The organism is Paenarthrobacter sp. NCHU4564, from assembly GCF_052156435.1.
In the GTDB taxonomy this organism is placed as follows: Bacteria; Actinomycetota; Actinomycetes; order Actinomycetales; family Micrococcaceae; genus Arthrobacter.
Window position 1 is genome coordinate 70863 of record NZ_JBQLIS010000009.1, and the last position, 24043, is coordinate 94905.

The 24043-nt window shown below is 64.4% G+C and carries 22 protein-coding genes and 1 riboswitch; of the genes, 10 read left to right on the forward strand and 12 right to left on the reverse strand.

Translation table 11 applies throughout. The annotated features are described in order from the left end of the window. The first annotated feature begins 47 nt into the window (after window positions 1–47). Window positions 48–1565 carry a sodium:solute symporter gene (locus tag ACSVIE_RS11320; RefSeq protein WP_442423882.1) on the forward strand — a complete coding sequence of 506 codons (1518 nt, stop codon included), beginning with the start codon at window positions 48–50 and terminating at the stop codon, window positions 1563–1565. Window positions 1566–1695: 130 nt separating this feature from the next. Here ACSVIE_RS11320 and ACSVIE_RS11325 read toward each other — a convergent pair whose 3' ends face one another. Beyond that, a complete protein-coding gene (locus tag ACSVIE_RS11325; RefSeq protein ID WP_442423883.1) occupies window positions 1696–2268 on the reverse strand; it encodes an SRPBCC family protein in 573 nt (190 codons plus the stop codon). Next, window positions 2229–2348: riboswitch (SAM riboswitch) on the forward strand. (Overlaps the previous gene by 40 nt.) Before the next feature lie 15 nt (window positions 2349–2363). Here ACSVIE_RS11325 and ACSVIE_RS11330 point away from each other — a divergent pair. Next, on the forward strand, window positions 2364–2660 hold the full coding sequence (locus ACSVIE_RS11330) for a hypothetical protein (protein WP_426006235.1): 297 nt from the start codon (window positions 2364–2366) through the stop codon (window positions 2658–2660). On the opposite strand, the gene ACSVIE_RS11335 is transcribed toward ACSVIE_RS11330, so the two are convergent. After that, entirely contained in the window at window positions 2657–2848 is a 192-nt protein-coding gene (locus ACSVIE_RS11335) for a hypothetical protein (RefSeq protein WP_426006234.1), read from the reverse strand. The two genes, ACSVIE_RS11330 and ACSVIE_RS11335, sit on opposite strands and share 4 nt — an antisense overlap. 266 nt (window positions 2849–3114) lie before the next feature. On the opposite strand from ACSVIE_RS11335, the gene ACSVIE_RS11340 reads away from it, so the two are divergent. The 3 genes from ACSVIE_RS11340 to ACSVIE_RS11350 all read left to right on the forward strand — a co-directional run bounded on the left by ACSVIE_RS11340 (window position 3115) and on the right by ACSVIE_RS11350 (window position 6316). Next, window positions 3115–4296 carry a VIT1/CCC1 transporter family protein gene (locus ACSVIE_RS11340; RefSeq protein WP_426006233.1) on the forward strand — a complete coding sequence of 394 codons (1182 nt, stop codon included), beginning with the start codon at window positions 3115–3117 and terminating at the stop codon, window positions 4294–4296. A 109-nt stretch (window positions 4297–4405) separates the two neighbouring features. After that, window positions 4406–5299 carry a matrixin family metalloprotease gene (locus ACSVIE_RS11345; protein ID WP_426006232.1) on the forward strand — a complete coding sequence of 298 codons (894 nt, stop codon included), beginning with the start codon at window positions 4406–4408 and terminating at the stop codon, window positions 5297–5299. Between the two features lie 105 nt (window positions 5300–5404). Next, window positions 5405–6316, forward strand: coding sequence for a matrixin family metalloprotease (locus tag ACSVIE_RS11350; RefSeq protein ID WP_426006231.1), 912 nt, complete (start codon window positions 5405–5407; stop codon window positions 6314–6316). 6 nt (window positions 6317–6322) lie between these two features. Here the strand turns inward: ACSVIE_RS11350 and ACSVIE_RS11355 are convergent, their stop codons facing one another. Continuing rightward, complete coding sequence (locus ACSVIE_RS11355) at window positions 6323–7456, reverse strand: LOG family protein (RefSeq protein ID WP_442423884.1); 1134 nt, start codon at window positions 7454–7456, stop codon at window positions 6323–6325. A gap of 74 nt (window positions 7457–7530) precedes the next feature. Here ACSVIE_RS11355 and ACSVIE_RS11360 point away from each other — a divergent pair, with 74 nt between their 5' ends. Both ACSVIE_RS11360 and ACSVIE_RS11365 read left to right on the forward strand, forming a co-directional pair. Continuing rightward, the gene (locus ACSVIE_RS11360) at window positions 7531–8373 is read left to right on the forward strand and encodes a gamma-glutamyl-gamma-aminobutyrate hydrolase family protein (RefSeq protein ID WP_442423885.1); all 843 of its coding nucleotides are present in this window, start codon (window positions 7531–7533) and stop codon (window positions 8371–8373) included. A gap of 207 nt (window positions 8374–8580) precedes the next feature. Then, window positions 8581–11415, forward strand: a complete 2835-nt coding sequence (locus ACSVIE_RS11365) for a chitobiase/beta-hexosaminidase C-terminal domain-containing protein (RefSeq protein ID WP_442423886.1) — start codon at window positions 8581–8583, stop codon at window positions 11413–11415. A gap of 119 nt (window positions 11416–11534) precedes the next feature. Here ACSVIE_RS11365 and ACSVIE_RS11370 read toward each other — a convergent pair whose 3' ends face one another. The 3 genes from ACSVIE_RS11370 to ACSVIE_RS11380 all read right to left on the reverse strand — a co-directional run bounded on the left by ACSVIE_RS11370 (window position 11535) and on the right by ACSVIE_RS11380 (window position 14848). Beyond that, complete coding sequence (locus ACSVIE_RS11370; RefSeq protein WP_442423887.1) at window positions 11535–12560, reverse strand: Gfo/Idh/MocA family oxidoreductase; 1026 nt, start codon at window positions 12558–12560, stop codon at window positions 11535–11537. An 84-nt stretch (window positions 12561–12644) separates the two neighbouring features. Then, window positions 12645–13664 (reverse strand): sugar phosphate isomerase/epimerase family protein, encoded by a 1020-nt coding sequence (locus ACSVIE_RS11375; protein ID WP_426006226.1) that lies wholly within the window; start codon window positions 13662–13664, stop codon window positions 12645–12647. Continuing rightward, window positions 13661–14848: a Gfo/Idh/MocA family protein gene (locus ACSVIE_RS11380; protein ID WP_426006225.1), complete on the reverse strand. Its 1188-nt coding sequence runs from the start codon at window positions 14846–14848 to the stop codon at window positions 13661–13663. Before ACSVIE_RS11380 ends, ACSVIE_RS11375 begins: the two co-directional genes overlap by 4 nt. Window positions 14849–14984: 136 nt before the next feature. Here ACSVIE_RS11380 and ACSVIE_RS11385 point away from each other — a divergent pair, with 136 nt between their 5' ends. Beyond that, window positions 14985–16007 carry a LacI family DNA-binding transcriptional regulator gene (locus tag ACSVIE_RS11385; protein WP_442423888.1) on the forward strand — a complete coding sequence of 341 codons (1023 nt, stop codon included), beginning with the start codon at window positions 14985–14987 and terminating at the stop codon, window positions 16005–16007. Between the two features lie 56 nt (window positions 16008–16063). Here the strand turns inward: ACSVIE_RS11385 and ACSVIE_RS11390 are convergent, their stop codons facing one another. From ACSVIE_RS11390 to ACSVIE_RS11400, 3 genes are all read right to left on the reverse strand, one after another. Continuing rightward, window positions 16064–16990 carry an ATP-binding cassette domain-containing protein gene (locus ACSVIE_RS11390; RefSeq protein WP_442423889.1) on the reverse strand — a complete coding sequence of 309 codons (927 nt, stop codon included), beginning with the start codon at window positions 16988–16990 and terminating at the stop codon, window positions 16064–16066. A gap of 12 nt (window positions 16991–17002) precedes the next feature. Then, window positions 17003–18061, reverse strand: coding sequence for an ABC transporter permease (locus tag ACSVIE_RS11395; RefSeq protein ID WP_442423890.1), 1059 nt, complete (start codon window positions 18059–18061; stop codon window positions 17003–17005). Between the two features lie 79 nt (window positions 18062–18140). Further along, the gene (locus ACSVIE_RS11400) at window positions 18141–19136 is read right to left on the reverse strand and encodes a substrate-binding domain-containing protein (protein ID WP_442423891.1); all 996 of its coding nucleotides are present in this window, start codon (window positions 19134–19136) and stop codon (window positions 18141–18143) included. A gap of 342 nt (window positions 19137–19478) precedes the next feature. Here ACSVIE_RS11400 and ACSVIE_RS11405 point away from each other — a divergent pair, with 342 nt between their 5' ends. Together ACSVIE_RS11405 and iolB are read left to right on the forward strand one after the other, a co-directional pair. Continuing rightward, entirely contained in the window at window positions 19479–20219 is a 741-nt protein-coding gene (locus tag ACSVIE_RS11405) for a GntR family transcriptional regulator (RefSeq protein ID WP_426006220.1), read from the forward strand. 16 nt (window positions 20220–20235) lie between these two features. After that, window positions 20236–21129, forward strand: a complete 894-nt coding sequence (gene iolB / locus ACSVIE_RS11410; RefSeq protein WP_442423892.1) for a 5-deoxy-glucuronate isomerase — start codon at window positions 20236–20238, stop codon at window positions 21127–21129. Between the two features lie 61 nt (window positions 21130–21190). On the opposite strand, the gene ACSVIE_RS11415 is transcribed toward iolB, so the two are convergent. From ACSVIE_RS11415 to ACSVIE_RS11425, 3 genes are read right to left on the reverse strand one after another with little or no spacing between them, the layout of a single operon-like run. Then, a complete protein-coding gene (locus ACSVIE_RS11415; RefSeq protein ID WP_426006218.1) occupies window positions 21191–22063 on the reverse strand; it encodes a sugar phosphate isomerase/epimerase family protein in 873 nt (290 codons plus the stop codon). Window positions 22064–22073: 10 nt separating this feature from the next. After that, window positions 22074–23087, reverse strand: a complete 1014-nt coding sequence (locus ACSVIE_RS11420) for a Gfo/Idh/MocA family protein (protein ID WP_442423893.1) — start codon at window positions 23085–23087, stop codon at window positions 22074–22076. Between the two features lie 33 nt (window positions 23088–23120). Beyond that, entirely contained in the window at window positions 23121–24038 is a 918-nt protein-coding gene (locus ACSVIE_RS11425; protein ID WP_442423894.1) for a sugar phosphate isomerase/epimerase family protein, read from the reverse strand. Window positions 24039–24043: the final 5 nt, after the last annotated feature.

Consider the following 24043-nt stretch of genomic DNA (forward strand, 5'->3'; position numbering starts at 1 on the left):
AGCGCCGGAAATCCCAACCTCTGTGCATCAGCTCCAAGGAGCCACTCATGGACTCTTCGTTCATAAACATCGCCATCGTGGTGTTGTACTTGCTGGCCATGCTGGCCTTCGGTTGGTGGGGCAAGTCCCGCACCAAGAACAACAGCGATTTCCTGGTGGCCGGCCGCCGCCTGGGTCCCTTCCTGTACACAGGCACCATGGCCGCCGTGGTCCTTGGCGGCGCATCCACCGTGGGCGGCGTTGGCCTGGGCTACAAGTTCGGTATCTCCGGCATGTGGCTGGTGGTGGCCATCGGTTCAGGCGTGCTGCTGCTCAGCCTCCTGTTCGCCGGCACCATCCAGAAGCTCAAGATCTACACCGTCTCCCAGATGCTGACCCTTCGCTACGGCAGCAGGGCGACGCAGACCTCCGGCATTGTCATGCTGGCCTACACCCTGATGCTGTGCGCCACGTCCACCGGCGCCTACGCCACCATCTTCGTGGTGCTGTTCGGATGGGAGCGCTGGCTGGCCATCGCCATCGGCGGTGCGATCGTGCTGGTGTACTCCACCATCGGCGGCATGTGGTCCATCACCCTGGCCGACCAGGTCCAGTTCGTCATCAAGACGGTGGGCATCTTCTTCCTGATGCTTCCGTTCGCCATGAACGCTGCCGGCGGCCTGGACGGCATCCGTGCACGCGTTGATGAAAGCTTCTTCGACATCGGCGGAATCGGCCTCCAGACGATCATCACGTACTTTGTGGTCTACACGCTCGGGCTCCTGATCGGCCAGGACATCTGGCAGCGCGTCTTCACGGCCAAAACGCCCAAGGTAGCCCGCTGGGGCGGCGCAACCGCAGGCGTGTACTGCATCCTCTACGGCCTGGCCGGCGCCCTGATCGGCATGGCTGCAAGCGTTGCCTTGTCCGGTATCGAGATCGAAGCCAAGGACGACGTCTACGCCGAAGTCGCCACCAACCTGCTCCCGATCGGCATCGGCGGCCTGGTCCTCGCCGCAGCCGTCGCAGCCATGATGTCCACCGCCTCCGGCGCACTCATCGCAGCCGCAACCGTGGCCCGCGCCGACGTTCTCCCGTTCGTGGCCGGCTGGTTCGGCAAGACCGTCAACACCGACGACTCCGACAACCCTGAGCACGACGTCAAGGCCAACCGCTACTGGGTCCTGGGACTCGGCATCCTGGCCATCATCATCGCCATCTCCACCAAGGACGTCGTGGCGGCACTGACCATTGCGTACGACATCCTGGTGGGCGGCCTCCTGGTCGCGATCATCGGTGGCCTGGTGTGGAAGCGTGGCACGGGAATTGCCGCCGCTGCGTCCATGGCCGTGGGCTCCGTGGTCACCCTGGGCACCATGATCATCCTTGAGATCAACGCCAAGGCTCCCATGGACGGCATTTACGCGAACGAGCCCATCTACTACGGCCTGCTCGCCTCTGCGATCGTCTACGTGGCTGTTTCACTGTTCAGCAAGCCCACCGACCCGGCGGTCATGAAGGCCTGGACGGACCGTGTTGCCGGTACCCGCGTGGCCGAGGATGAGCTGAGCTCACCGGCCAAGTAGCTGCAGCTTCTGCAAGCAACGTCCGACGGCGGCGCTTCCCTTTGCGGGGAGCGCCGCCTTGTTGTTTTCCCGGGCCAGGGGACCGAATCCGGCAAACCTCTCGTTGCCCGGGTGCTGTGAGTGGGCAGTGTCAGGCAGCCAGCACCTTGGCGAGGTTCTTGAGGTTGCGGCGGAGGGACAGACCCAGGAACCATTCCACCAGCGGCCCAGGCAGTTTGCCCATCAGGCCCTCCATGGGTGTATTGAGCCGCAGTTGCTCGGTAACGCGGGTCCCGCCATCAACGGATTCCAGGGTGAACGTCGCCGTCAAATCCCGCTCACCTTCGATCGAGCGGGACACCATGCGGCGGGGTGGATCGAATTCCGTATATTCAACCATCCAGTCAAACTGCCGCCCCATGATCCTGGTGGTTCCCCGGCCCCGGGTTCCCAGCCCTGGCGGAGCATCGCCGAGCGGCCCGGACGAAATGACAAAAGCATCATAGGTGGAGAGTTTTCGAACCGTGCCAGGAAGTCGAAGACCTCCTGCTGGGGCCGGGGAATATCCACGCTTTTCTCTATCGAGGGCATTGGGCCTCCTGGTGCTGGCTGATGCTTCCTTGAACAGTGTGTTCCTGCGGACGGGACCGGAACAAGAAGGCCCATGCGGTAGGGTGGTGCCAGCTTCAAGAGAGGTGGCGCCAAGCTCCGACTGGCCACACACCAACCCCATGTTCACGGGTGGTTCGGATGAGGAAGCGGCCCGTTCCGGACCAGAGACAACCGAGCGGGCAAGAGCACTCCCCAGGAGATCCATCCTTGCCGTTCCAAGCCCACCCCCTGAGCGAAACAAACACCCCTGCCCTCCCCCAACGTCCCGGCGTGCCGGTGGTTCCCGGCGTGGACGTTGTCAGGGGAACCGTGACGCTGTTCCTGGACGGCCGCTTGCAGCGGTTCCTCTGCGCGGACGCTCACAGGATGGAACGCGCCCTGGGCCAAGCGGTCCGTCCCACGCGATGGTGCAGCGCGATGCGGACGCTGACGGTGACCGTTGCCGCCGTCGGACAACCTCGGGGGCGCGAGCGGCACTTCCTGCTGAGCGACATGCAGGACTAGAGTTCGTCGTCGTCCTCGCGGAAGTCGTCCGCGTCGTCGATCGGGACCACCCGCTCGTCGTCGTCGGGAGCGTCCACTTCCTCAACCCACGGTTCGTCCACTTCCTGGTCCTCGCCGTAATCGTAGGCAGGATCCGACTCGATGGTTGCCCGTTCGGGGTGGCTTGCGTGCGGTTCGGTGCTGTTCATGCTCCAACCTCCGTGTGGTGGGCCGGCAAGCAGCCCTTCGGCCGAATGCGGGGAGTCCCCCGCCCCTGTCCTTCCATCTGAGCACCGGCCCCGGCGAACGGTCAAGACACCCGACCGGCACGTCGGAACGCAGGTGGAGCGGGGCTCCGAATTAAGGTCCGCCGAACATTCCGGTTGAGGAATACCGGCCAAAAAACCGCGGAAATAAGCGGTACAGTGGGCGGTGCAATGGGGCCGAAACCACCCCACCCAGCACAGGAGATAACGTGCAGAAGCACCATGAATCCCATGATCCGTTGAGCCCCGCTCCGGGTCCCGCCCCTGAAACGGCCCCGGCAGCGGAATCAGCTCCGGCAGCGGAAACGCCGCCACCGCCGTCCGCCTCCGACATCAAGCGCTGGCGCCAGTACCTGGCCGACGAACGGGCCGAAGCCGCGGTGTACCGGGAACTCGCGCAGCGGCGTGAGGGCGAAGAACGCCAGATCCTGCTGGCCCTGGCCGAAGCCGAGGGCCGCCACGAGGCCCACTGGCTCAAACTCCTCGGCGAACACGCCGGAATGCCCAAGGCAGCATCCGGCCGGAGCCGCTTCCTGGGCTTCCTCGCCCGCAACTTCGGATCGGTCTTTGTCCTTGCGCTCGCGCAGCGGGCCGAAGGCAGGTCGCCGTACGGTGCCGAGCCGGCCGCCACGCCCGCCATGGTGGCCGACGAGCAGATCCACGAGGAAGTTGTCCGCGGCCTGGCAACCCGGGGGCGGAACAGGTTGTCGGGCACCTTCCGGGCAGCCGTGTTCGGTGCCAACGACGGCCTGGTGAGCAACCTTTCGCTGGTCATGGGCATGGCGGCCACCGGCGTTCCCAGTTCCGTGGTGCTGATGAGCGGCGTGGCCGGCCTTCTCGCCGGAGCGCTGTCCATGGGTGCCGGCGAGTACGTATCCGTCCGGTCCCAGCGGGAGCTGCTCAGCGCCACCCTCCCCACCCAGGCGACGCTGACCGCGGCACCGTCACTGGACATCGAGCACAACGAACTCGTGCTGGTCTACCTGGCCCGCGGCATGACGCGTGAGGCAGCCGAACACCGCGCCGCCGAACGCCTGGGCCTGTTCAGCTGCGACTGCGACCCCAGCCTGTCCCTGCAGCCGGAAAAGCCGCCCACCGACGACCACGAAACCGTAGGGTCTGCTTGGGGAGCGGCACTGTCCAGCTTCTGTTTCTTCGCCTCCGGAGCCATCGTCCCCATCATCCCCTTCATCTTCGGCATGACGGGCGTGGCCGCGCTGGCAGTAGCCGGTGCGCTGGTGGGCATCGCACTGTTGGCGACGGGCGCCGTCGTGGGCTTGCTGTCCGGAACATCGCCGCTCAGCCGGGGTCTGCGGCAGCTGGCCATCGGCCTGGGGGCAGCGGCCGCCACCTACGGGTTGGGGCTGGCTTTCGGCGCCGCGATCGTTTAGGACGGGCCTTTCCTGGGCACATGTGAATGGACGCCATAGAGCAGGTGCCCGTAATGTTGGTTCGTCCTCCGCGCGGCCCGCGTGACCGGGGCGCAAGGAATGGAGAGCCGTGGAGCCGGAAAGTGAGACGCCGCGCGCGCCGAAACACCGGCGTGCGCTGACCACGTTGAAGGTTGTCCGCGGCCTGCTGATGGCCGCCGTGGCCGCTGTCGTGGCAGTCCTGGTGAGCGGATTTCTCCACGGCGACCCGCGCATCACGGGCCTCTTCCCGGGCGTTGCGCTGCCTGACACCCCGCAGATCGGGCAGGTGGTTCCATCGCCGGCACGGGCATTGGATGCGCCACCGCCGGGACTCGAAGAGGCAGATGCGCCACTGGCCTCGCCACTTCCTCCGGGCGCGCCCAGTGACTCGTACAAGTTCCTGGCCACCAACGACGACGGCACACCGGTGGGGTACTCACCGTGCCGTCCCCTGCACTACGTGGTGAATGACGCCGGCGCCCCCGCCGGAACCGGGCAACTGCTGGCGACCGCGATCGCCAACGTGTCCGAAGCCTCCGGCATCCAGTTCGTCAACGACGGAACCACCGACGAACCACCCGCTGACAAGCGTGAGCCCTACCAGCCGGACAGGTACGGCGACAGGTGGGCTCCACTGCTGATCTCGTGGACCACCCCGGCTGAAGCTCCGGCACTGGCCGGGAACGTGATCGGCACCGGCGGAAGCACCATGTACTCCCTGAACAATGGCGCCAAAAGCTACATCACCGGCAGCCTGGAACTGGACACCCCGCAAGTGGCCGAGCTGCTGGCAGAAGAAGGCGGCTCGGACTACGTGCTCGCCGTCATGCAGCATGAACTGGGGCATGTGATGGGCCTTGACCACGTGGAGGACCCCATCCAGCTCATGTACCCGGAGATCGGCGCCCCCGACGGGCTGGCCGACGGGGACCTCAACGGGCTGCACCTTTTGGCTTCCGCACCGTGCCGCAAGGACATTTAGCCGCGACGGCCCATGGACGCGTCGCCGGAGCGGCTCTATGCTTGCGGGAAGCGGCCGACGGCGGCGCCCCCACCGTCCGCCCGGACCGCAGCGTCAGGGGGTTCAATGGAACCTTATGGGTCGCCGCAGTGGCCGGACCCCTATCCCCCTCCGCCCGGCCGGCCACCTGACCCGCCGGGCAGGCCGCCGATCAGGCACACCAGCATCGCAGCCATTGTGTTCCTGCTGGCCGTGCTGGCGTTGGTCTGCGCCGGCGCATACTTCAGCGGCGGACTGCAGCAGTTCTGGAATGGCTCCTCTTCCCAGAGCCAAGGAGTTCGTCCGGGACTCCTGCCGTTCGGCCAACGCCAGGAGCCACCACCAGGCCTGGAGGAAGCCGATGCACCCCTGGGGACACCGGGACCCGTGCAACGCGCCAGCACCTCCTACAAATTCCTGGCCGTCAAGGAGGACGGCACTCCCCTGGCCTACTCCCCCTGCCGGCCCATCCATTACGTGGTGAACTCCGGAGCGGCACCGGCGAGCTGGCAACCATTGGTGGAAGAAGCCGTGCGGCAGGCCAGCCTGGCGTCGGGCCTCCAATTCATTTACGACGGCCCGACCTCCGAGACACCCACCACCAACAGGGACGGGTATCAGCCTGAAGTGTACGGGGACCGCTGGGCACCGGTCCTGATTGCATGGACCACCCCCGAACAGGTGCCCCGCCTCACCGGCCAGACCGTGGGGCTGGGCGGGAGCTCCTCGATTGGCCTGAGCAACGGCTACCAGGCGTACGTGACGGGCACGGTTTCCCTGGATGCGCCGCAATTCTCGGAGATCATGGACTCGCCCCACGGAAAGGACATCGGGGTGGCGGTGATCATGCACGAGCTGGGGCACCTGCTGGGACTGGACCACATCGACGACCCCCGCCAGCTCATGTACGACGAAGCGTCTTGGGTGCGTGACTACGCCTCCGGCGACCGGACGGGACTGGCGAAGCTCGGGTCCGGGCCCTGCAGCAAGGACTTCTGAGCCGCCTCAGCGCTGGACCACGGCGAGCGCTTCCTCCACGGTGTCCACCAGGAAGATCCTGTCCGCCATGGGTCTACCGGCCGCGAGGCTCTGCAGCATGGGCCACGCCGGGTATGTGTGCTCCCAGTGCCGGCGACCAACCAGGACCATGGGAGTGATGGTTTCCGGGGCGGCGTAGTAGTTCTCGCAGGCATCCTGGAAGATCTCCTGGACTGTGCCCGCGGCACCGGGCAGGAAGACAATGCCGCCATTGCACAGCTCCAGCAGGATGGCTTCGCGGATGGCATTGGCGAAGTACTTGGCGATGTGGGTGGCAAACAGGTTGGGCGGCTCATGGCCGTAGAACCATGTAGGGATGCCCAGCGTCGGGGTTCCGCCCGGATAGCGTTCGACGACGGCGGCTGCTTGCCGCGCCCAAGCCGTCACCGAGGGCCTGAACCCGGGAACAGCGGCGAGCGCCTGCAGCGCAACGTCAGTGCCGTCGTCGGGCAGTCTGCTCAGGTACGCCCCCATGTTGGCCGCTTCCATGGCGCCCGGACCTCCTCCGGTGGCGACGGTGAAGCCGGCGCATGCCAACAGCCGGCCCAGGCGTGCGGCTTGGGCGTACTCCTGGCTGCCGCGTTGGGCTGCGTGGCCGCCCATGACTCCCACCAGTGGTTTACCGGCGAGCTCACCGTCGGCGCGGAGTTCATCCAGGGCGTCGCCGATCGCGTGGTCGTGGAGTGCTGCGGCGAGGGTCGCTTCGAGGCTGGTGCGCTGGCCCGGCAGGATGCTCCACTGGTACACCCGGGCGTCGGGGGTGGATTCGTACTCCGTGGCGGCGATGTCCTGGTACAGCTCGGCGGCGGTGTAGAGACTGCCGCGATAGGGATTGAACGGGACCCCGTGCAGCTTTGGGAAAATGAGCGCACCACGGCTCCGCAGGCTGGCTTCCACGCCGTCGTCGAAGGTACAGCCCAGGAAGATGGCTCCTTGGGCGTCGAGTCGGCGCAGTTCCTGGGAGCGGCCGCGCAGGTCCAGCGACTGGGCGTGCCAGCCCCGCATGGTCACGGCTCCGGTGTGCAGGAGCCGGTCGAAGTGGGCCACGCTCTCGATGTCCAGGGTGCGGGGACTTGGGTTCAAAGCGCCGGAGGGGTTCATGCCCAACAGCGTAACGGCGCCCTTTGATGACGGACGTGTTTGCCTGGGCGCGGCCGGTCGGGTACTCATGGAGCATGACCCCTGCAGATGGGACCGGCGCACGGCCCAGGATCGGTGTCCCGGTCCGTTTGAGCGATCCGCACACTGCTGATGCCCGGGTAGGCGAAGCGAATGGGCTGTTCACGTACATCATCGATCTCCTCCGTGAGGCCGGCGGGGAGCCGGTGCTGTTGGAGGACGCTGCCGACGTCCGTGCTGACCTCGCGACGCTCGACGGCGTGCTGTTGCCCGGTGGCGGCGACCTTGACCCGCGCCTCTACGGCCAGGAACCGGTGGAGGCGGTGTACGACGTCAATCCCGACCAGGACCGCCTGGATCTGGAGGCCGCCCGTGCAGCCATCGACGCCGGCCTGCCGCTGTTCGGCATCTGCCGTGGCCACCAATTGCTGAACGTCCTCTATGGGGGCACCCTGGTCCAGGACATGGACCCTTCCGGGGTGTTTCACAACGGACTGGCCGGGCAGGGAGGGCTGGCCGGGCAGGACGCCGCACCCGCCGGGGAGTACGCCGGACTGGCCGGGCAGGACGCCGAAGGCAGCCTGTGGGCGTGGCATGAGGTAGTCCTTGCGGCCGGTTCGCGGGCGGCAGCCCTGTACGGCTCGGAGGGCGAAACCACCATCAGGATCGCCTCCGGCCATCACCAGGCTGTAGCCACCGTGGGCGAGGGACTCACAGTTACGGCAATCGCCGACGACGGCACGGTGGAAGCGCTGGAAGACCCCTCGCGGTGGGTAGCCTCGGTGCAGTGGCACCCGGAAGCCTCGCAGCTTCCGGAAGGCGAGCGCCTTGCGCCGTTCAGGGCCTTCGTCAATGTCTGCCGGAGCCCTATCAATCAGCTTCCCGGAGGAGTACAGTAGCGCTCACTGGTCCGGTGCCCGCAAGGCAGCGGACGGTAAAACTTCATTCGCATGGCGTCCTGGGGGCGTCGTAAAGTTTGCCGGCTGGGGGGCCCAACATCTGCTCAAAGGAGCATGGTTGTGGACCGTCCAAATCACTTTCGCCGTCCGAGTCATCCGAAATCCCCGTTCAAAAAGTTCCGTTCCGCCACCCGCCGGCTGCTGGGCTTGCTGCTTGCACCAGCCGTAGCCACGGGTGGCTTTGTTCTTTCCACCGCCGCCCCGGCCACTGCTGCGGTTCCGCCGTGCGCAGGGACGGGCGGGGCCATGCAGATCGTCGCGCACACGGACGACGACCTGTTGTTCCTTAGTCCCGACTTCATGCGGGACATCCAGGCAAAGCGGTGTGTCCAGACCGTATTCACCACCGCCGGCGAGGCCGGCGAAGGCGCAGCGTACTGGCGAAGCCTGGAAGCGGGCATCCGGGCAAGCTACTCCAAAATGGCCGGAGTGGCGGACTCTTGGACCACGTCCGATGCCGGGGTCCCCAACCGTCCCCTGACCATGCAGACCCTGAACGGGGCACCCAACATCTCCGTGGTGTTCATGCGCCTCCCGGACGGCTTTCCCAATGGTGACGGCAGTGCGGCGTACAACGACCAAAGCATCCTCAAGCTCTGGGACGGCCGGTTGTCCTCCATCCGGCCCGTGGACAACGCCGCCACGTTCACCAAGTCGCAGTTCCAAACAGCACTGAACCGCCTGGTGGCCAACTTCCAACCCACCACATTCCGCACCCAGGACTGGACCGGGAACTTCACCAGCCCCTACGACCACAGTGACCACTGGGCCACCGCCAAGTTCGCCCAACTGGCCACCCGCAGCTTCACGGGACCGCACACGTCCATGGCCTACGATGCCTACGTCATTGACGAGTACCCGCAGAACGTCACCGGAGCCGAGCTGACCAACAAGGTGGACACATTTGTCCGGTTCGCCGACTTCGATATGTACCTGTGCAGCAGCCCCGGGGAAGGTTGCCCCGATTCGCCCTACAACGAGTGGTTGAAGCGGCAGTACATCACGGCCATCGAATGGGTGGGCAACGCAGCCAAGTCGGCCGGCACCACTGTCACCGCGTCCACTCAGAAAGCAACAGGCCAAAGCCCTGAAAAGGCCAGGGACGGCTACTTCTGGGGTGCGCCCATGGACGCCAACCGGGAATGGGTCACCGCCGCAGAAAAAACCGGCAGCTGGATCCAGTACAACTTCTCACCCACCCGGACCATCAACGCCGTCACGCTTTCCGACCGTCCGCTCCTGAGCGACCAGGTCACAGCCGGCAACCTGCAGTTCTCCGACGGAAGTACCGTCCCGGTGCCTGCGCTGCCCAACAACGGTTCCGGCCTGACCATCAACTTCCCCGCCAAGACCGTGAGTTCGGTTCGGTTCAACATCACCGGTGTCAGCTCCACCACCACCAACGCCGGCCTGGCGGAGTTTGAGGCATACCTGGGAGCGGACACGGTTGCTCCCGTGGTTACTGCCGATCCCCCGGGTGGAACGTACGCCGCCGGCCAGACCATCGCCCTCAAAGCCAATGAAACGGCCACGATCTACTACACCACCAACGGCACCACTCCCACGACGGCCAGCACCAGGTACACCGCTCCGTTGACCCTCAGCGGGCCACTGACGCTCAAGTACTTTGCCGTGGACGGTGCCAACAACTCCTCCGCGGTGGTGACACAGACCTACTCCACCGGGCCCGATGTCACCAAACCTGTTGTCACGGCAAACCCGGCCAGCGGAGCCTACGCGGCCGGTACCACCATCGCACTGAGCGCCAATGAACCGGCCGAGATACGGTACACCACCGACGGCACCGATCCTTTGACAGCAGGCCTGCTGTACTCGGCTCCCATCACCTTCAACGGACCCGGTCCGATGACGCTCAAATACTTCGCCAAGGACACCGCAGGAAACAGCTCGGACGTCGCGACACAGACATACACGATTCCTCCGGACACCACCGCACCGGCGGTAACGGCCAACCCCACAGGAAGGGCACTGGCCAGCGGAGCAACCATCACCTTGACCGCCAACGAGGCAGCAGCCATCTACTACACCACCGATGGCAGCACACCCACCGCCACGGAATCGGCCACCAACATCAAGTACGCCACTCCAATCGTGATGGGCAGCTCCACGCTGACCCTCAAGTACATCGGCGTGGACACCGCGGGCAATGCCTCGGCAGTGGGAACTCAGACCTACACCGTTCCCGCAGCCGGACCGCCGTCGGCCCATGACTTCACCGGTGACGGCCGTGCGGACGTCCTCGCAGCCGATACGGCAGGAAACCTGTACATCTACCCGGGCAACGGCACCGGCGGCCTGTCCGCCAGGACCCTCGCCCTCCCCGCCCCCGCGTGGTCCTCCATCACGGACACCATCACGCCGGGCGACTTCAACAGGGACGGCAAGAACGACCTTTTGGCAAGGGCGGGAGACATTCTGTACTTCTACCCCGGCAACGGTGCTGGCAGCTTCGGCACCCGCACACAGGTCAGCATCGGCTGGAGCACCATGACGCAGCTGTTCTCCCCCGGCGATTTCAGCGGCGACGGCATCCCCGATTTCATCGGCCGCCGCAGCAACGGTGAACTGCGCCTTTACGAGGGCAACGGCACCGGAGGGCAGCGTACTCCCTACACCGTCGGCTGGGGCTGGGGCGTCATGAACTCCATCTTCAGCACCGGCGATTTCAACGGCGACGGGAAGGGCGACGTACTGGCGCGGCGTGCCGATACAGGAGCATTATGGCTATATCCGGGTAACGGTTCCGCCGGCTGGTTGCAATGGACACAGATCGGGACAGGCTGGGGAACCCGGACTGCACTGGCAGGACCACGCGACCTTGACGGCGACGCAAGGAACGACGTCCTGGGGCGGATCGGAGACACCTTGTACCTGTATCCCGGATCAGGCAGCGGAACGCTCAGCAACGTCCCGCCCATCAGCCTCGGCACCGGCTGGCAGAACATGAAAGTGATTGCCTGACCAGGTGCCCCCAGACCTGGCGCGGGTCGGAGTTTTCCCCCAGACTCATCCGGCCCGCGTCAGCCACGCCCGATCCTCTCTCACTTGCCTGAAGAAAGCCGGCGGTACGTGGGAGAGCGTCAGGGGGCTACTCTCACGGGAACGCCGGTTTCCAGTGATTCCTGGGCGGCGTCAGCCACCTTGGACGCGGCAACAGCGTCCTCGGGAGTGCACGGATTCTTCCGCTCTCCGAGGATCACTTCCACAAAGGCGGCCATTTCCGAACGGTACGCCTGGTCGAAGCGCTCGGCGAACGTCTTGTGCGGGGTCCCGGCAGGGAAGACAATTCCGGGCTCCGCCGACCTAAGGGCCAGCTGCTGATCCATGCCCACCAGGACGGAACCCTCCGATCCCTGCAGTTCCAACCGGACATCATGGCCGGCCCCGTTGTAGCGGCTGGCCGAGACCGTACCTACCGTGCCGTCGTCGAGCGTCACCACCGCCAGGGCGGTATCGACGTCGCCCACCTCGCCGATGGCCGGATCGCCGTTGTTGGACCCCTTGGCGTAGACCTCCACGATTTCCTTGCCCGTGAGCCAGCGCAGGATGTCGAAGTCGTGAACCGAACAGTCCCGGAAAAGTCCGCCGGAGGTGGCGAGGAACTCCACCGGCGGCGGTGTCATGTCGCAGGTGACAGCCCTGAGTGAATGGATCCAGCCGAGTTCGCCGGCATCGTAGGCACGCTTGGCTTCAAGGTAGCCCGCGTCGAAGCGGCGCTGGTGGCCGATCTGGACAGTACCGCCCTTCTCCCGGATGTACTCAACCACCGGCAGGGACTCGGCCACGTTGACAGCAACGGGCTTCTCGCAGAACACCGGAATGCCCGCGTCCACGCCCGCCCTGATCAGGTCCGGGTGGGTTGCCGTCCCGGTTGCAATGACCAATCCATCGATGCCGGAGGCGATCAACTCCGGCACGGACGGAAGGAAATCCGCGCCGAATTCCCCGGCCACCGATCGGGCATGCTCCTCGGCAACATCCGTGAGCTTGAGCCGAAGATGGACTCCGTCCGGGTTGAGGATCCCGTTCAATGCGGTGATGTTCCTGGCGTGCATCACGCCGATCCTTCCCACCCCCACCAGCCCGAGCGTCACTTGCCTGGTCATATGTCATGGTCCTTTTCGTTGTATGGCCTGTTTATAAGAAATGGGCGGTTTCGCAACGCCACCCCGTGCCGGATGTCACCTTCGTCAGGCAGGGACGTTCAGTGACGCTTCCAATGCTGCATCGGCATCCCGCAGAACCTTCGCGGCTACTTCAAGGCCCTCGATCCGGCCGAGGGAAACGTCCTCGTGCTCGATGTTGACCAGCATGTCCGGGTCAACCTCGTACAGCGCGCGGAGGAATTCGGTCCAGTAGGCGGTGTCGTGTCCACGGCCCAGGGCAACAAAGTCCCACGCAGAATTCTTTGGCCATTCGTTCGCCCACTCGTCTCCGCCCAGGTTGGTGCGGTTCTCCTCTGGTGACAGCCGGCGGAAGCTGTTGTCCAGCACACCGTAGAGCGCGGCATTCTCTGTGTTGATGCGGACGTCCTTCGCGGCAGCCTGGAAGACCAGGGAACCCAGTTCGCGGACCACCGCTACAGGGTCCATTTGCTGCCAGAACAGGTGTGAGGCATCCAGTTCCACGCCAACGTGCGTGGCGCCCGTGAGCTCAATCAGTTTGTACACGTCCGCGGTGTTGAACACGATGTTCTGCGGGTGGAGCTCCAAAGCGACCTTCACGTCGTGGTCGGCGGCGAGCCGGTCTGTTTCCTTCCAGAACTCCGCCGCGACGCCCCATTGGTACTCCAGGACATCAAGGGCTGCCGAGTTCCACGCGTTCACCACCCAGTTGACGGTGGTTGCTCCGGGCTCGCCGCCGGGCAGGCCGGACATGGTGACCACGCGGTTCTGGCCCAGGCGGTGGGCCAGTCGAATGGAGCGGCGGATGTCCTCGGCGTGCTGTTCGCCGATTTCGCGCCGTGGGTGCAGCGGGTTGCCGTTGCAGTTCAGGCCGGCAATCGAGACGCCGGTGCCCTCGAAAAGGCCCAAGTAATCATCCCGGGCGGCATCCGAGACCAGGATGTCGTCCATGGTGGGCACATGCACGGCCGGGAGGAACCCGCCGGTGTTGATCTCAATCCCTGTCAGGCCCAAATCCGCAATAACCTTCAAAGCCTCGGGCAGGGACCGGTCATGCAGGATCGCGTTGTAGACGCCGAGTTTCATAGCGTGATCTTCTTTCCGTTGTTCAAAGCTGATTCAGTGACGGCACCGAGGAGTTCCATGTTGCGGACGCCCTCGTCGAACGTGGCGCAGCGGGGCAACGACTCTGCTTCGGACAGTCCGGCGACCTCTTCCAGGAACGCCCGGGCCTGGTAGCCGAAAGCATCGTTCTGGCCGAAACCGACCTCTGGGGCATCCATGGCGAGGCCGCCTGCAATGTAGGGGTGCCCCGGGCCTAGGATGACTTGCCGGTAGCCGTTCTGCAGGCCGGAGTCGTCGTTGAGGAAGAGCTGGATTTCATTGGGGCGGCGCTGGTCGAACTTGGCGCCACCGTTTTCGCAGAACACCTCGAACTGGAGGCTGTTGGCGTGGCCGGCAGCAACACGGGACACTTCGAAACTTCCGGCGCCATTGGCGAACTCTGCATTGAAGGCCGCATAGTCGTCGTTCTCCACCGCTTCGAAAGTGTCACTGACGGCAACGTGGTCGTGACCCATGACGGCACTCAGGGGCAGCGGGCGCTTGTCGATCGAGGTGGCCAACCGGCCACCGCTGATGGACTTGATGTCGCCGCACAGGAACTCGGAAACGTACGTCAGGTGGCTCCCGACGTCGGCCAGCGCACCGGAGCCGGGTCCGCCCTTGTAGCGCCAACTCATGGGAGCGGAAGGGCTGAAACCGTAGTCGGTCCAGTACCGGCCACTGAAGTGCAGCACGTTTCCGAGGACGCCGTTGTGAATGAGTTCACGGATGTAGGCGATGCCGGGAGTGCGGCGGAACGTGAAGCCGATCCGGGCCAGGTTTCCGCGGGACTCGGCGGCACGGGCAGCACCGGCCATGGCACGGGCGTCCTCCAGGGTGTCGCTGAGGGGCTTCTCGCAGAGCACGTGCTTTCCGGCAGCGAGCAGGCCTTCCACCACTTCGCGGTGCAGCGAGTTGGCGATTACCACGCTGACAACGTCAATGTCGTCGGCCTCGGCAATGGCCTGCCACGAGGTGTCGTTGCGCTCGTACCCAAACCGGCGGGCAGCGAGGGAACCGAACTCCGCATTCACATCGCCAATGGAAACCAGCCGGATCTGTGGCAGCACAGGGCTGTAAAGGGCAGATGCTGTGCGATAAGCGGCAGCATGGGCCTTGCCGGCCATGCCTGCACCGATGACGGCGACGCCGAGGCTTTCAGCCATTGATTTCTCCTTCGAAATTTCACCGACACATGGGGCTCTGTGCGGATTTTGTAGCGCTACAATTTTGACGCTGAACTCGATCGTAACCATGTCCATATGTCCTGTCAATCCTTCACCGACTATCCTCGAAGCAGACATGAAAGGCACCGAACATTCCGTGAACAGTCCCCAGACCCGACGCCCCACCCTCTACGACGTCGCCACCCAGGCCGGCGTCTCGCCGTCGTTGGTTTCGCTCTTCCTTAAGAACCCCGAAAGGGTCAGCGCGAAACGCCGGGACGCTGTCCAAAACGCCATCAGCGAACTCGGCTACCGGCCCAGCCGCGCCGCGACTACCTTGGCCAGCACCCGCACCAAGAGCATCGGATTGGTGATCGACGACTACCGGAACCTGTGGTTCGTTGACCTCCTCCGCGGCATGGAATCCGTCCTCTCCGAGCGCGGCTACCAAGTCACGCTCGCCGATTCCCGGCCTGGCGAGAACCGCATCAAGGAGGCCACCGACGGCCTGCTCGCCATGCACGTGGACGCACTGGTCATCGCAGCAGAACCAAGCGAAGCGATGCTGGAGCGCACCTGGGTGCCCACGGTCGTGGTCGGCTGGCGTAACGGCCTCCCCGAGGGCGCCGACTTGATCACCAACGACGACGACGCCGGTGGAAGCATGGCAACCAACCACTTGCTGCAGTTGGGACATCGGCGGATCGGGCACCTGTCAGGGCACGACGGCGCGTCCCGGCACCGGCGGTCGGGTTACCAGCGGGCCATGGAGACTTCCGGCCTCGAAGTACTGACAGGCCAGGCCGAGGGAACCTCCGAGGAGGACGGATACCAGTCGGCAAGCTGGCTCCTGGACCACTATCCGGACATCACAGCGATCTTCGCCGCCAACGACACCATGGCACTGGGGGCCTTCGCCGCCCTCAAAGCCCGGGGACTGTCCGTTCCAACAGATGTCTCCGTGATCGGCTACGACAACTCCCCCCTGGCCAAGTTCCGCTACCTGGACCTGACATCCATCGACAACCGAAGCGACCTGGTGGGCGCCGATGCAGCGAACAGGCTCCTTGCCCGGCTCGAAGAACCTTCTCTTCAACTGGAGCAGAAGTTGATCGAACCTCTGCTGGTCCTGCGGAGCACAACTGCAACCCCACGTTAAAAGACGACTCTGCCCGGAGCCACGCAAGGCACCGGGCAGAGTTGACCGAGGAAGGCCTAGTGGCGTTTCGTGGTGTTCTCCGGTGCGGCGTCAGCCACCCCGGCCACTTCTGCCTTCACTTCCTCAAGGGCCTCGTTGTGGCCGCCGAGTTGCTCGAGCTCATGGGCCAGTTCAGCCAGTTCCGCGCCGCCGGCCATCTGGGCGGTGAGCTCTTCCAGGGTGATGTCCTTCTTCTCGTAGTAGCCGATCGACTTACCGCGCTTTAGCAGCAGGAACCGGTCACCGACAGGGAAAGCATGGTGCGGGTTGTGGGTGATGAAGATGACGCCGAGGCCGCGGTCGCGGGCCTGCAGGATGTAGCGGAGTACGACGCCGGACTGCTTGACTCCCAGCGCGGCCGTCGGTTCGTCGAGGATCAGGACCTTGGCGCCGAAGTACACGGCGCGGGCGATTGCCACACACTGGCGTTCACCGCCGGAGAGCTGCCCGATGGGCTGTTCAACGTCGCGCAGGTCAATGCCCATGTCTGCCAGTTCCTTCTTGGTGATGTCCTTCATCTTCTGGACATCCATGCGCCTGAACGGTCCCACGCCGGTGGTCAGCTCGGAGCCGAGGAAGAAGTTCCGCCAAATCGGCATGAGCGAGACGACGGCGAGGTCCTGGTACACAGCCGCGATGCCGGCGTCGAGGGCCTCACGCGGTGAGCCGAGCTTGCGGTCCTCGCCCATGATCTTGAATGAACCTTCATCGTGCTGGTGCAGGCCGGCGATGATCTTGATCAGGGTGGACTTGCCGGCGCCGTTGTCGCCCAGGACACACGTGACGCGGCCGTTGTCCACAGCCATGGTCACGTCCCGCAGGGCGATGATGTTGCCGTAATGCTTGCCCACGGCTTCGAGGGAGAGCAGGTGTACGGGCGTGTGGGTCAAGGGGTCCTTCTCGTCTTTCAGCAGGGTCTGCTGGTCGATCTGTTGTGCGTTCATTGGTCCGGCCCCTTACTTCAGCTCTGCCCGGCGTTTGACGATGAGGTTGACGATGGTGGCCAGCAGCAGCATCAAGCCCAGGAAGAACTTGAACCAGTCCGGGTTCCATTGTGCGTACACGATGCCCTTGTTGGCCATGCCGAAGATGAAGGCACCAATGGCGCCGCCGATCGCCGAACCGTAGCCACCGGTCAGCAGGCAACCGCCGATGACTGCGGCGATGATGTAAAGGAACTCGTTACCCACGCCTTCGCCGGATTGGACGGCGTCGAAGGCGAACAGGTTGTGCATGCCCAGGATCCAGCCACAGAAACCAACGGCCATGAACAGGCCGATCTTGGTCTTGGTCACGGGAACACCCACGGCGCGGGCAGCGTTGGCATCGCCGCCGACGGCGAAGATCCAGTTGCCGATGCGGGTGCGGAGAAGGACCCAGGACGCAACGGCCACGAGGGCGATCCAAATGAAGACGGTGATCTTCACTTCCACGCCTCCGATGCTGATGGAGGAGGCGAACACGGCACGGGCGGAGTCGAAGCCGTCCAGTTTGGAGATCGACGGCGAGGAAACGGAACCGCCGATGAGCCGGGTCAGTGCCAGGTTCAGGCCGGTCAGCATAAGGAACGTAGCCAGGGTGACGATGAAGCTGGGCAGCTTGGTCTTGACAAGGATCCAGCCGTTGATGAAGCCAATACCCAGGGAAACCACCAGGGCCAGCAAGACACCCACCCAGGCGTTCATGGAGAAGTACCAGCTGAACAGCGAGGCGGTCAAGGCCGAGGAAATAACGGCCACGCCGGTGGAGAGGTCGAACTCGCCACCGATCATCAGCAGCGACACGCCCACTGCCATGATTCCGATGGTGGAAGAACCGTAAAGCACCGTAGCCAGTGCGTTTGGCTGGGTGAACGTCTGGGAGACCGAGGCGAAAAAGATGAAGAGGACAACGGCTCCAACGAGCGCACCGACCTCGGGGCGGGCGAGGAACTTCTGGAACGGGTTGCGGCGCCCTACCCGTTCATCACCGGACGCGGAGGCCGGCGCCGGGGGCAGGGTTGCTGTGTTTGCCATGGGGATGACTCCTTGTTGATCTGGCTGCGCTGATGGTCAGGCTGCGCGGCGTGCTCCGCCGCGCAGCCTGAAGCCTCATCTAGCGGACGCCCTGCTGGGCGAACTTGAGGACGTCGGAAGCGTTGGCCTTGTCCACGATGGTGGGACCGGTAAGGACGGGCTGACCGCCGCCGATCTTGAAGCCACCACGCTTGGCCTGCCACAGGGCGTCAACAGACATGTAGCCCTGGAGCCACGGCTGCTGGTCAACAGTGAAAATTACCGCACCGTCCACGATCTTCTGGGCCAGTTCTGCGTTGAGGTCGAAGCTGGCCACCTTGGCCGCGCTGCCGGCGTCGGACACCGATTTCAGGAGGGTCAGGGTGATGGGCGCCCCGAGGCCGATAATGACGTCAGCGTCCTTGGACGCCTGGAGCTTGGCGGTGGCGGTGGACTGGACAGCGGTCATGTCCTTGCCATCCACATAGAGAATCTCGGTGGCGGGAACCTTGGCCTTAACGCCCGCGCAACGTGCTTCCAAGCCGACGTGGCCCTGCTGCTGGATAACGCAGACCGGGTGCTTGTATCCCTCGGCGGCAAGGCGGGTGCCTACGGCTTCACCGGCCAACTGTTCGTTGGAGCCGAAGTGGGTGAAGGCACCGAGCTTGGCGGACTCGGACTCACCAGCGTTGAGGCTGACAACCGGGATGCCGGCGTCGGTTGCCTTCTTGAGGACGTCCTTCAGGGCGTCGGGGGTAGCAACCGTAACCGCGATGCCGTCAACCTTCTGGTCGATGGCCTGCTGCACCAGCTGCGCCTGGCGCCCTGCTTCGGGATCGCTCGTGTAAAGCAGTTCCACATTGTCCTTGGCGGATGCTTCCTCAGCACCCTTGCGCACGATGTCCCAGAAGGTGTCGCCGGCTGCGGCGTGCGTAATCAGGGCCACCTTGATGCGATCGGTGGATGCCACCTGGCCTCCGGCAGCACCACCGCCGGAATCGGACGGCCTGCCGCCCTGGCTCGAACAAGCGCTCAGTGCTACCAGGGGAACCACTGCTGCGGCGAGGGCCGCTTTGCGCCACGAGAATTTTGCCACCGTTATCTCCTTTGATGTCAGCTTGAGGGCGTCCATAAGACTCGTATCCGGATCACCCACTACTCAGATCATGGTGACTCGCCTCACACTTTGTCAATACTTTGTCCTGACATTAGGATGTTTTTACTTATCACCTCGAGTAGATGGGGTTTACGACGGTGGCCGAAGGTCACCAAGCGCCCGGGCGGCCGCAACTTCCCTTGACGCTCCAAACCCGGCTGCTATGATCAGAAAAAGGCAGTATGTCCTATCAAGAGAACATGAGCGGACAAATCTGTCCTTCCGGCAGAGGAGCCGAAACCCTGCTCCCGCCGGTCTTGCGCAGCCGTCCAGGAGGAAACCGTGGCGAACCAACTCAGCCTCAGCATCGATCGTTCGTCCCCGGTGCCGCTTTACCATCAGGTTGTCCAAGGCATCGAAAATGCCATCCACAGCGGCGTGCTCGAACCGGGCAGCAGGCTGGACAACGAGATCGAACTGGCAGCCCAACTGAACCTTTCCCGGCCCACCATGCGCAAGGCCATGGATGAACTGGTCCGGGCAGGATTGCTTGTACGCAAGCGGGGCGTGGGCACTCAGGTAGTAGCCAGCCAGGTCCGTCGGCCGCTGGAACTCTCCAGCCTCTACGACGACCTCAGCAACAACGGCAAAAAGCCCACCACCGAGGTCCTCAGCTTCTCCCACGTCGAGGCCGACGCCGCAACGCTCACCGCCCTCCAGCTGCCTGCCGGGTCCAAGGTCTACCACTTCACCCGGCTCCGCAAAGTGGGCGGGAAGCCCTTGGCCCTCATGGAAAACTGGGTCCGGGACGACATCACCAGCATGGATGAAGCCCAGCTCGCCAGCGAAGGCCTCTACGCCATCCTGCGGCGCGGCGGCGTCAATTTCCGCCTCGCCTCGCAACGCATCGGCGCCATGATCGCCAATGACTACCAGGCTCCCCTGCTCGAAACCGAAGTGGGCTCGGCCTTGGTCACCATGGAACGCACCGCGGTGGACGACACCGGACGCATGGTCGAAACCGGACACCACGTCTACCGCGCCGATTCCTACAGCTTTGAAATGACCCTCGTACAGCGCTAACGCAAGGACTTAACTTATGGCCAACTGGGTATACCCGCTGGGAACCGCCACTGACGGCAAGTGGGACATCTCCCTCGGCACCTCCGATTCGTCCCTCGCCGTCGACGGCTGGGCCCACACGGGACTGAAGGCCGCCACGCTCGCCCCGGGTGCCGCCGTCGAGCTTTCCGCCGCCGCTGAAGAGCGCATCGTGGTGCCGCTGAGCGGCTCCTTCACGGTAACGGTCGACGGCCAGGCGTACAGCCTCGCCGGCCGGCAGTCCGTTTTCCACGGCCCCACCGATGTCCTCTACACCGGCATCGACAAAGCGCTCACCATCAGCTCGAACGACGGCGGCAGGGTCGCGGTCGCGACCGCCCCCGCCAAAGCGTCGTACCCCACCAGGCTGGTCACCGCCGCAGAAACGCCCGTGGAACTGCGCGGTGCAGGCAACTGCTCCCGCCAAGTCCACAACTTCGGCACCCCCGCCGCGCTGGAAGCGGACCGCTTCATCGTCTGCGAAGTCATCACCCCCGCCGGCAACTGGTCCTCCTACCCTCCGCACAAGCACGACGAGGAAAAAGAAGGCGAAACCAGCCTCGAGGAAATCTACTACTTCGAAACCCGCGTAGCTCCAGGCTCCCCGGCCCCGCAGGAAACCGACGCCATCGGCTACGCCCGCGTCTACGCCTCCGACGAACGACCCATCGACGTCTCCGCCGAAGTCCGCACCGGAGACGTGGTCCTGGTCCCCTACGGCTGGCACGGCCCCGCCATGGCAGCCCCCGGCTACGACCTCTACTACCTCAACGTCATGGCCGGCCCCGGACGCGTCCGCGACTGGCTCATCAGCGACGATCCCCACCACGGCTGGATCCGCCAGACCTGGGAAGGGCAGGACGTGGATTCCAGGCTCCCGTTCACTGCCTGATTCCAAATACCAAGAAAGCCCCTGAGACTCGACGAGTCAAAGGGGCTTTCGTGGTTTGGGCTTACTTCGCCTGGGCGATGAAGTCCGTCATCGTCTTGAGCTGGTAGCGGGAGACTTCCTCGGCGTTCTCGTCCTCGGCGAAGACGGAAGAGACCATCACCGTGTTTTCCTTGTCCAGGAACCCGATCTCCTTGAGGCCGCCGAAGAACTCGTTCCAGTTCACATCGCCGTCACCGATCTTCAGGTGCTGATGGACACGCACGGCGTTCCCGGGCGGGTTGGTGATGTACCGCAGGCCGTGGGAGGCGTGGTGGTTCATGGTGTCCGAGACGTGCACCAGGCGTAGCTTGTCCCCGGCGGCACGCATGATGTCAAGCGGCTTGTTGCCCATGTGGAACGTGTGCGAGGCAACGTAGACCATGCCGATGTTCGGCGAATTGACGCCACGGATGACGCGCAGTGCGGCCAGTCCATCCTCCACGAAGTCGTCCGGGTGGGGGTCGATCAGTACGTCCAGGCCTTCGCGCTCGATGATCGGCAGGAGTTCCTCCATGGAGCGGTAGAAGGCCCGCTCGGATTCCTCGGCCTTCTCGGGGCGGCCGCTGAACTCGGTGTTCATGGTCTGCACGCCCAGGTCAACGGCGATCTGGATGGCACGCTTCCAGTAGCGGACCGCGGCTTCGCGGGCGTCCTCGTCCGGTCCGGACCAACGAAGCACGGGCAGGACAGAGGCGATTTCCACGCCGGCGTCCTTGCACGCTGCCTTGAGCTTGCCCACCAGTTCGTCGTCGGCCTTGGGGTGGTTGAAGAAGGGAATAAGGTCCGCGTGCGGCGTCATCTGCAGGTACTTGTACCCGAGGTCGGCAGCAACGCGGGGAAACTCCAACAGGCTGTGGCTGTGGTGGAAAGGGGTGGGGTCAAGTGCGATCTTCATGCCCGGGTCCTTACTTGTACAGTTCCGGCTTGGTGTTCAGCTGGACTTTGACCTTCTCGCCGGACTTCTGCGCTTCGACGCCAGCCTCGCAGCACGCCGCCGTGGCATAACCATCCCAAGCCGTGGGTCCGCCGATTTCACCGCGAAGTGCCGCATCCACCCAAGCCTGCACCTCGACGTCGTACGCGGCACCAAAACGTTCCTCGAAACCGGGGGTGACGTTGCCGCCCCACTTACCGGCGGTCTGGACGTACGGGCCGCTGTCACCACCGATGCTCACGATGCCGTCTTCGAAGGACGCCTGCGTGGCCACCTGGTAGCCGAACTTGGCATTGACGTAAATTTCGACGTCGGCCAGCACACCGGATTCTGTTTCGATCAGGACCTGCTGGGGATCGTGCTGACCGCTGGGCGCGTTGCGCGTCGGCTTGCCCAGCCGGACCTGCACGGACGTGATTTCCTCACCGGTAAAGTAGCGGATCGCGTCGAACTCGTGGACCACGGAGTCGTTGATCAGCATCTCGTTGGTGAAGCCCTCGGGAGTGCTCGGGTTCCGGTGCTGGTGGTGCAGCATCAACAGCTCCCCCAATTCGCTGTTGCGGATGATGGAACCCAAGGCCGAGTACTCGGCGTCGAACCGGCGCATGAAGCCGACCTGGATGCGCTTGTGGCCCAAGGCCAGCTCCGCCTGGACAACCTTCCAGGAGCTCTCGGCATCCGGGGTCAGTGGCTTCTCGCACAGGATCGGGAAGTCCCTCTCCAGCGACTTGTACAGGATTTCCTCGTGCAGGAATCCCGGCGTGGCGATCAGGACGGCGTTGACGTCACCGTTGCTGAGTGCCTCGTCAGCACTGGCCAGGGCCACTGCGCCCTCGATGCCTTCGATGGCGGCTTGCGCACGGGCCAGGTCAACGTCGACGACGGCGGCAACTTCAGCGCCGTGGATGCGCGTGCTGAGGCGCTTGATGTGGTCCGCACCCATGCGGCCTGCGCCGATGACGGCTACGCGGAGAGTCTTAGTCACTGTTTCTATCCTTCGTGAGGTGGGTTGGCGGTGCTACTGGACCCGGGTACGGGAACCGCAGGAGAGCAGGTAGTTGCGGGTGCGCTTGGCGATCGGCATCGGTACATCGAAGGCTACCGGGTACATGTCCTGCTCGACGATGCCGAAGATGGGACGGTTCAAGCCCTCAACGGCTTCGATGACGGCACGGAGGTCCGGCAGGCCGTTCGGCGGCTCCGTCATGACGCCAGCCAGATTTGCCGCTGCCCAGGTCATGTTCTCTTCGTTGACCTTCTTCAGGACCTCGGGGTTGATCTGCTTCAGGTGCAGGTAGCCGATGCGGTCCGGGTAGTTCTTGATGAGCTCCAGGCTGGAGGCTCCGCAGTATTCGGCGTGGCCGGTGTCCAGACACAGGTTCAGGTACTCCGGGTCCGTGGCCGCGAGGAGGGTCTCGATGTCCTTCTGGGCACCGACGTGCGAATCGGCGTGGGAGTGGAACTGCTGGTGCAGGCCGAAGTCCTCCAGGAGGACCTTGCCCATGCGGTTGTGGCCGGCGAAGAGATCCGCCCACTGCTCATCGCTGAGCTCCCCGTTTTCCACGGCCTCGCCAGTGACGTCGTCACGCCACATGGCCGGAATGACCACGATGTGCTCGCCGCCCATGGCTGCCGTGAGTTCCGCTACCTTGCGGGCGGGCTCCCAGGCTTCGTCGTACTGCTTGGCACCGCGGTGGAACGCAGTGAAGACGGTACCGGCGGTGACCTTCAGGTCACGCTGCTTGAGTTCTTCCGCGAGTCGGGTGGGGTCGTTCGGCAGGTAGCCGTACGGGCCCAGTTCGATCCACTTGTACCCGGACTCTGCAACCTCGTCCAGGAATCGCTCCCACGGTGTCTGCTGGGGGTCGTCCGCAAACCAAACGCCCCAGGAATCGGGTGCGGTGCCGATGATGAGCTTGTTCTCGACGTCTGTCATGACAA

What these genes read in the sequence shown, in the direction of transcription:
- ACSVIE_RS11320 (WP_442423882.1), top strand. Translation starts at nt 48, where the DNA reads ATGGACTCTTCGTTCATAAACATCGCCATCGTGGTGTTGTACTTGCTG.
- ACSVIE_RS11335 (WP_426006234.1), bottom strand. Translation starts at nt 2,848, where the DNA reads ATGAACAGCACCGAACCGCACGCAAGCCACCCCGAACGGGCAACCATC.
- ACSVIE_RS11350 (WP_426006231.1), top strand. Translation starts at nt 5,405, where the DNA reads ATGGAACCTTATGGGTCGCCGCAGTGGCCGGACCCCTATCCCCCTCCG.
- ACSVIE_RS11355 (WP_442423884.1), bottom strand. Translation starts at nt 7,456, where the DNA reads ATGAACCCCTCCGGCGCTTTGAACCCAAGTCCCCGCACCCTGGACATC.
- ACSVIE_RS11360 (WP_442423885.1), top strand. Translation starts at nt 7,531, where the DNA reads ATGACCCCTGCAGATGGGACCGGCGCACGGCCCAGGATCGGTGTCCCG.
- ACSVIE_RS11370 (WP_442423887.1), bottom strand. Translation starts at nt 12,560, where the DNA reads ATGACCAGGCAAGTGACGCTCGGGCTGGTGGGGGTGGGAAGGATCGGC.
- ACSVIE_RS11375 (WP_426006226.1), bottom strand. Translation starts at nt 13,664, where the DNA reads ATGAAACTCGGCGTCTACAACGCGATCCTGCATGACCGGTCCCTGCCC.
- ACSVIE_RS11380 (WP_426006225.1), bottom strand. Translation starts at nt 14,848, where the DNA reads ATGGCTGAAAGCCTCGGCGTCGCCGTCATCGGTGCAGGCATGGCCGGC.
- ACSVIE_RS11385 (WP_442423888.1), top strand. Translation starts at nt 14,985, where the DNA reads ATGAAAGGCACCGAACATTCCGTGAACAGTCCCCAGACCCGACGCCCC.
- ACSVIE_RS11390 (WP_442423889.1), bottom strand. Translation starts at nt 16,990, where the DNA reads ATGAACGCACAACAGATCGACCAGCAGACCCTGCTGAAAGACGAGAAG.
- ACSVIE_RS11395 (WP_442423890.1), bottom strand. Translation starts at nt 18,061, where the DNA reads ATGGCAAACACAGCAACCCTGCCCCCGGCGCCGGCCTCCGCGTCCGGT.
- iolB (WP_442423892.1), top strand. Translation starts at nt 20,236, where the DNA reads ATGGCCAACTGGGTATACCCGCTGGGAACCGCCACTGACGGCAAGTGG.
- ACSVIE_RS11415 (WP_426006218.1), bottom strand. Translation starts at nt 22,063, where the DNA reads ATGAAGATCGCACTTGACCCCACCCCTTTCCACCACAGCCACAGCCTG.
- ACSVIE_RS11425 (WP_442423894.1), bottom strand. Translation starts at nt 24,038, where the DNA reads ATGACAGACGTCGAGAACAAGCTCATCATCGGCACCGCACCCGATTCC.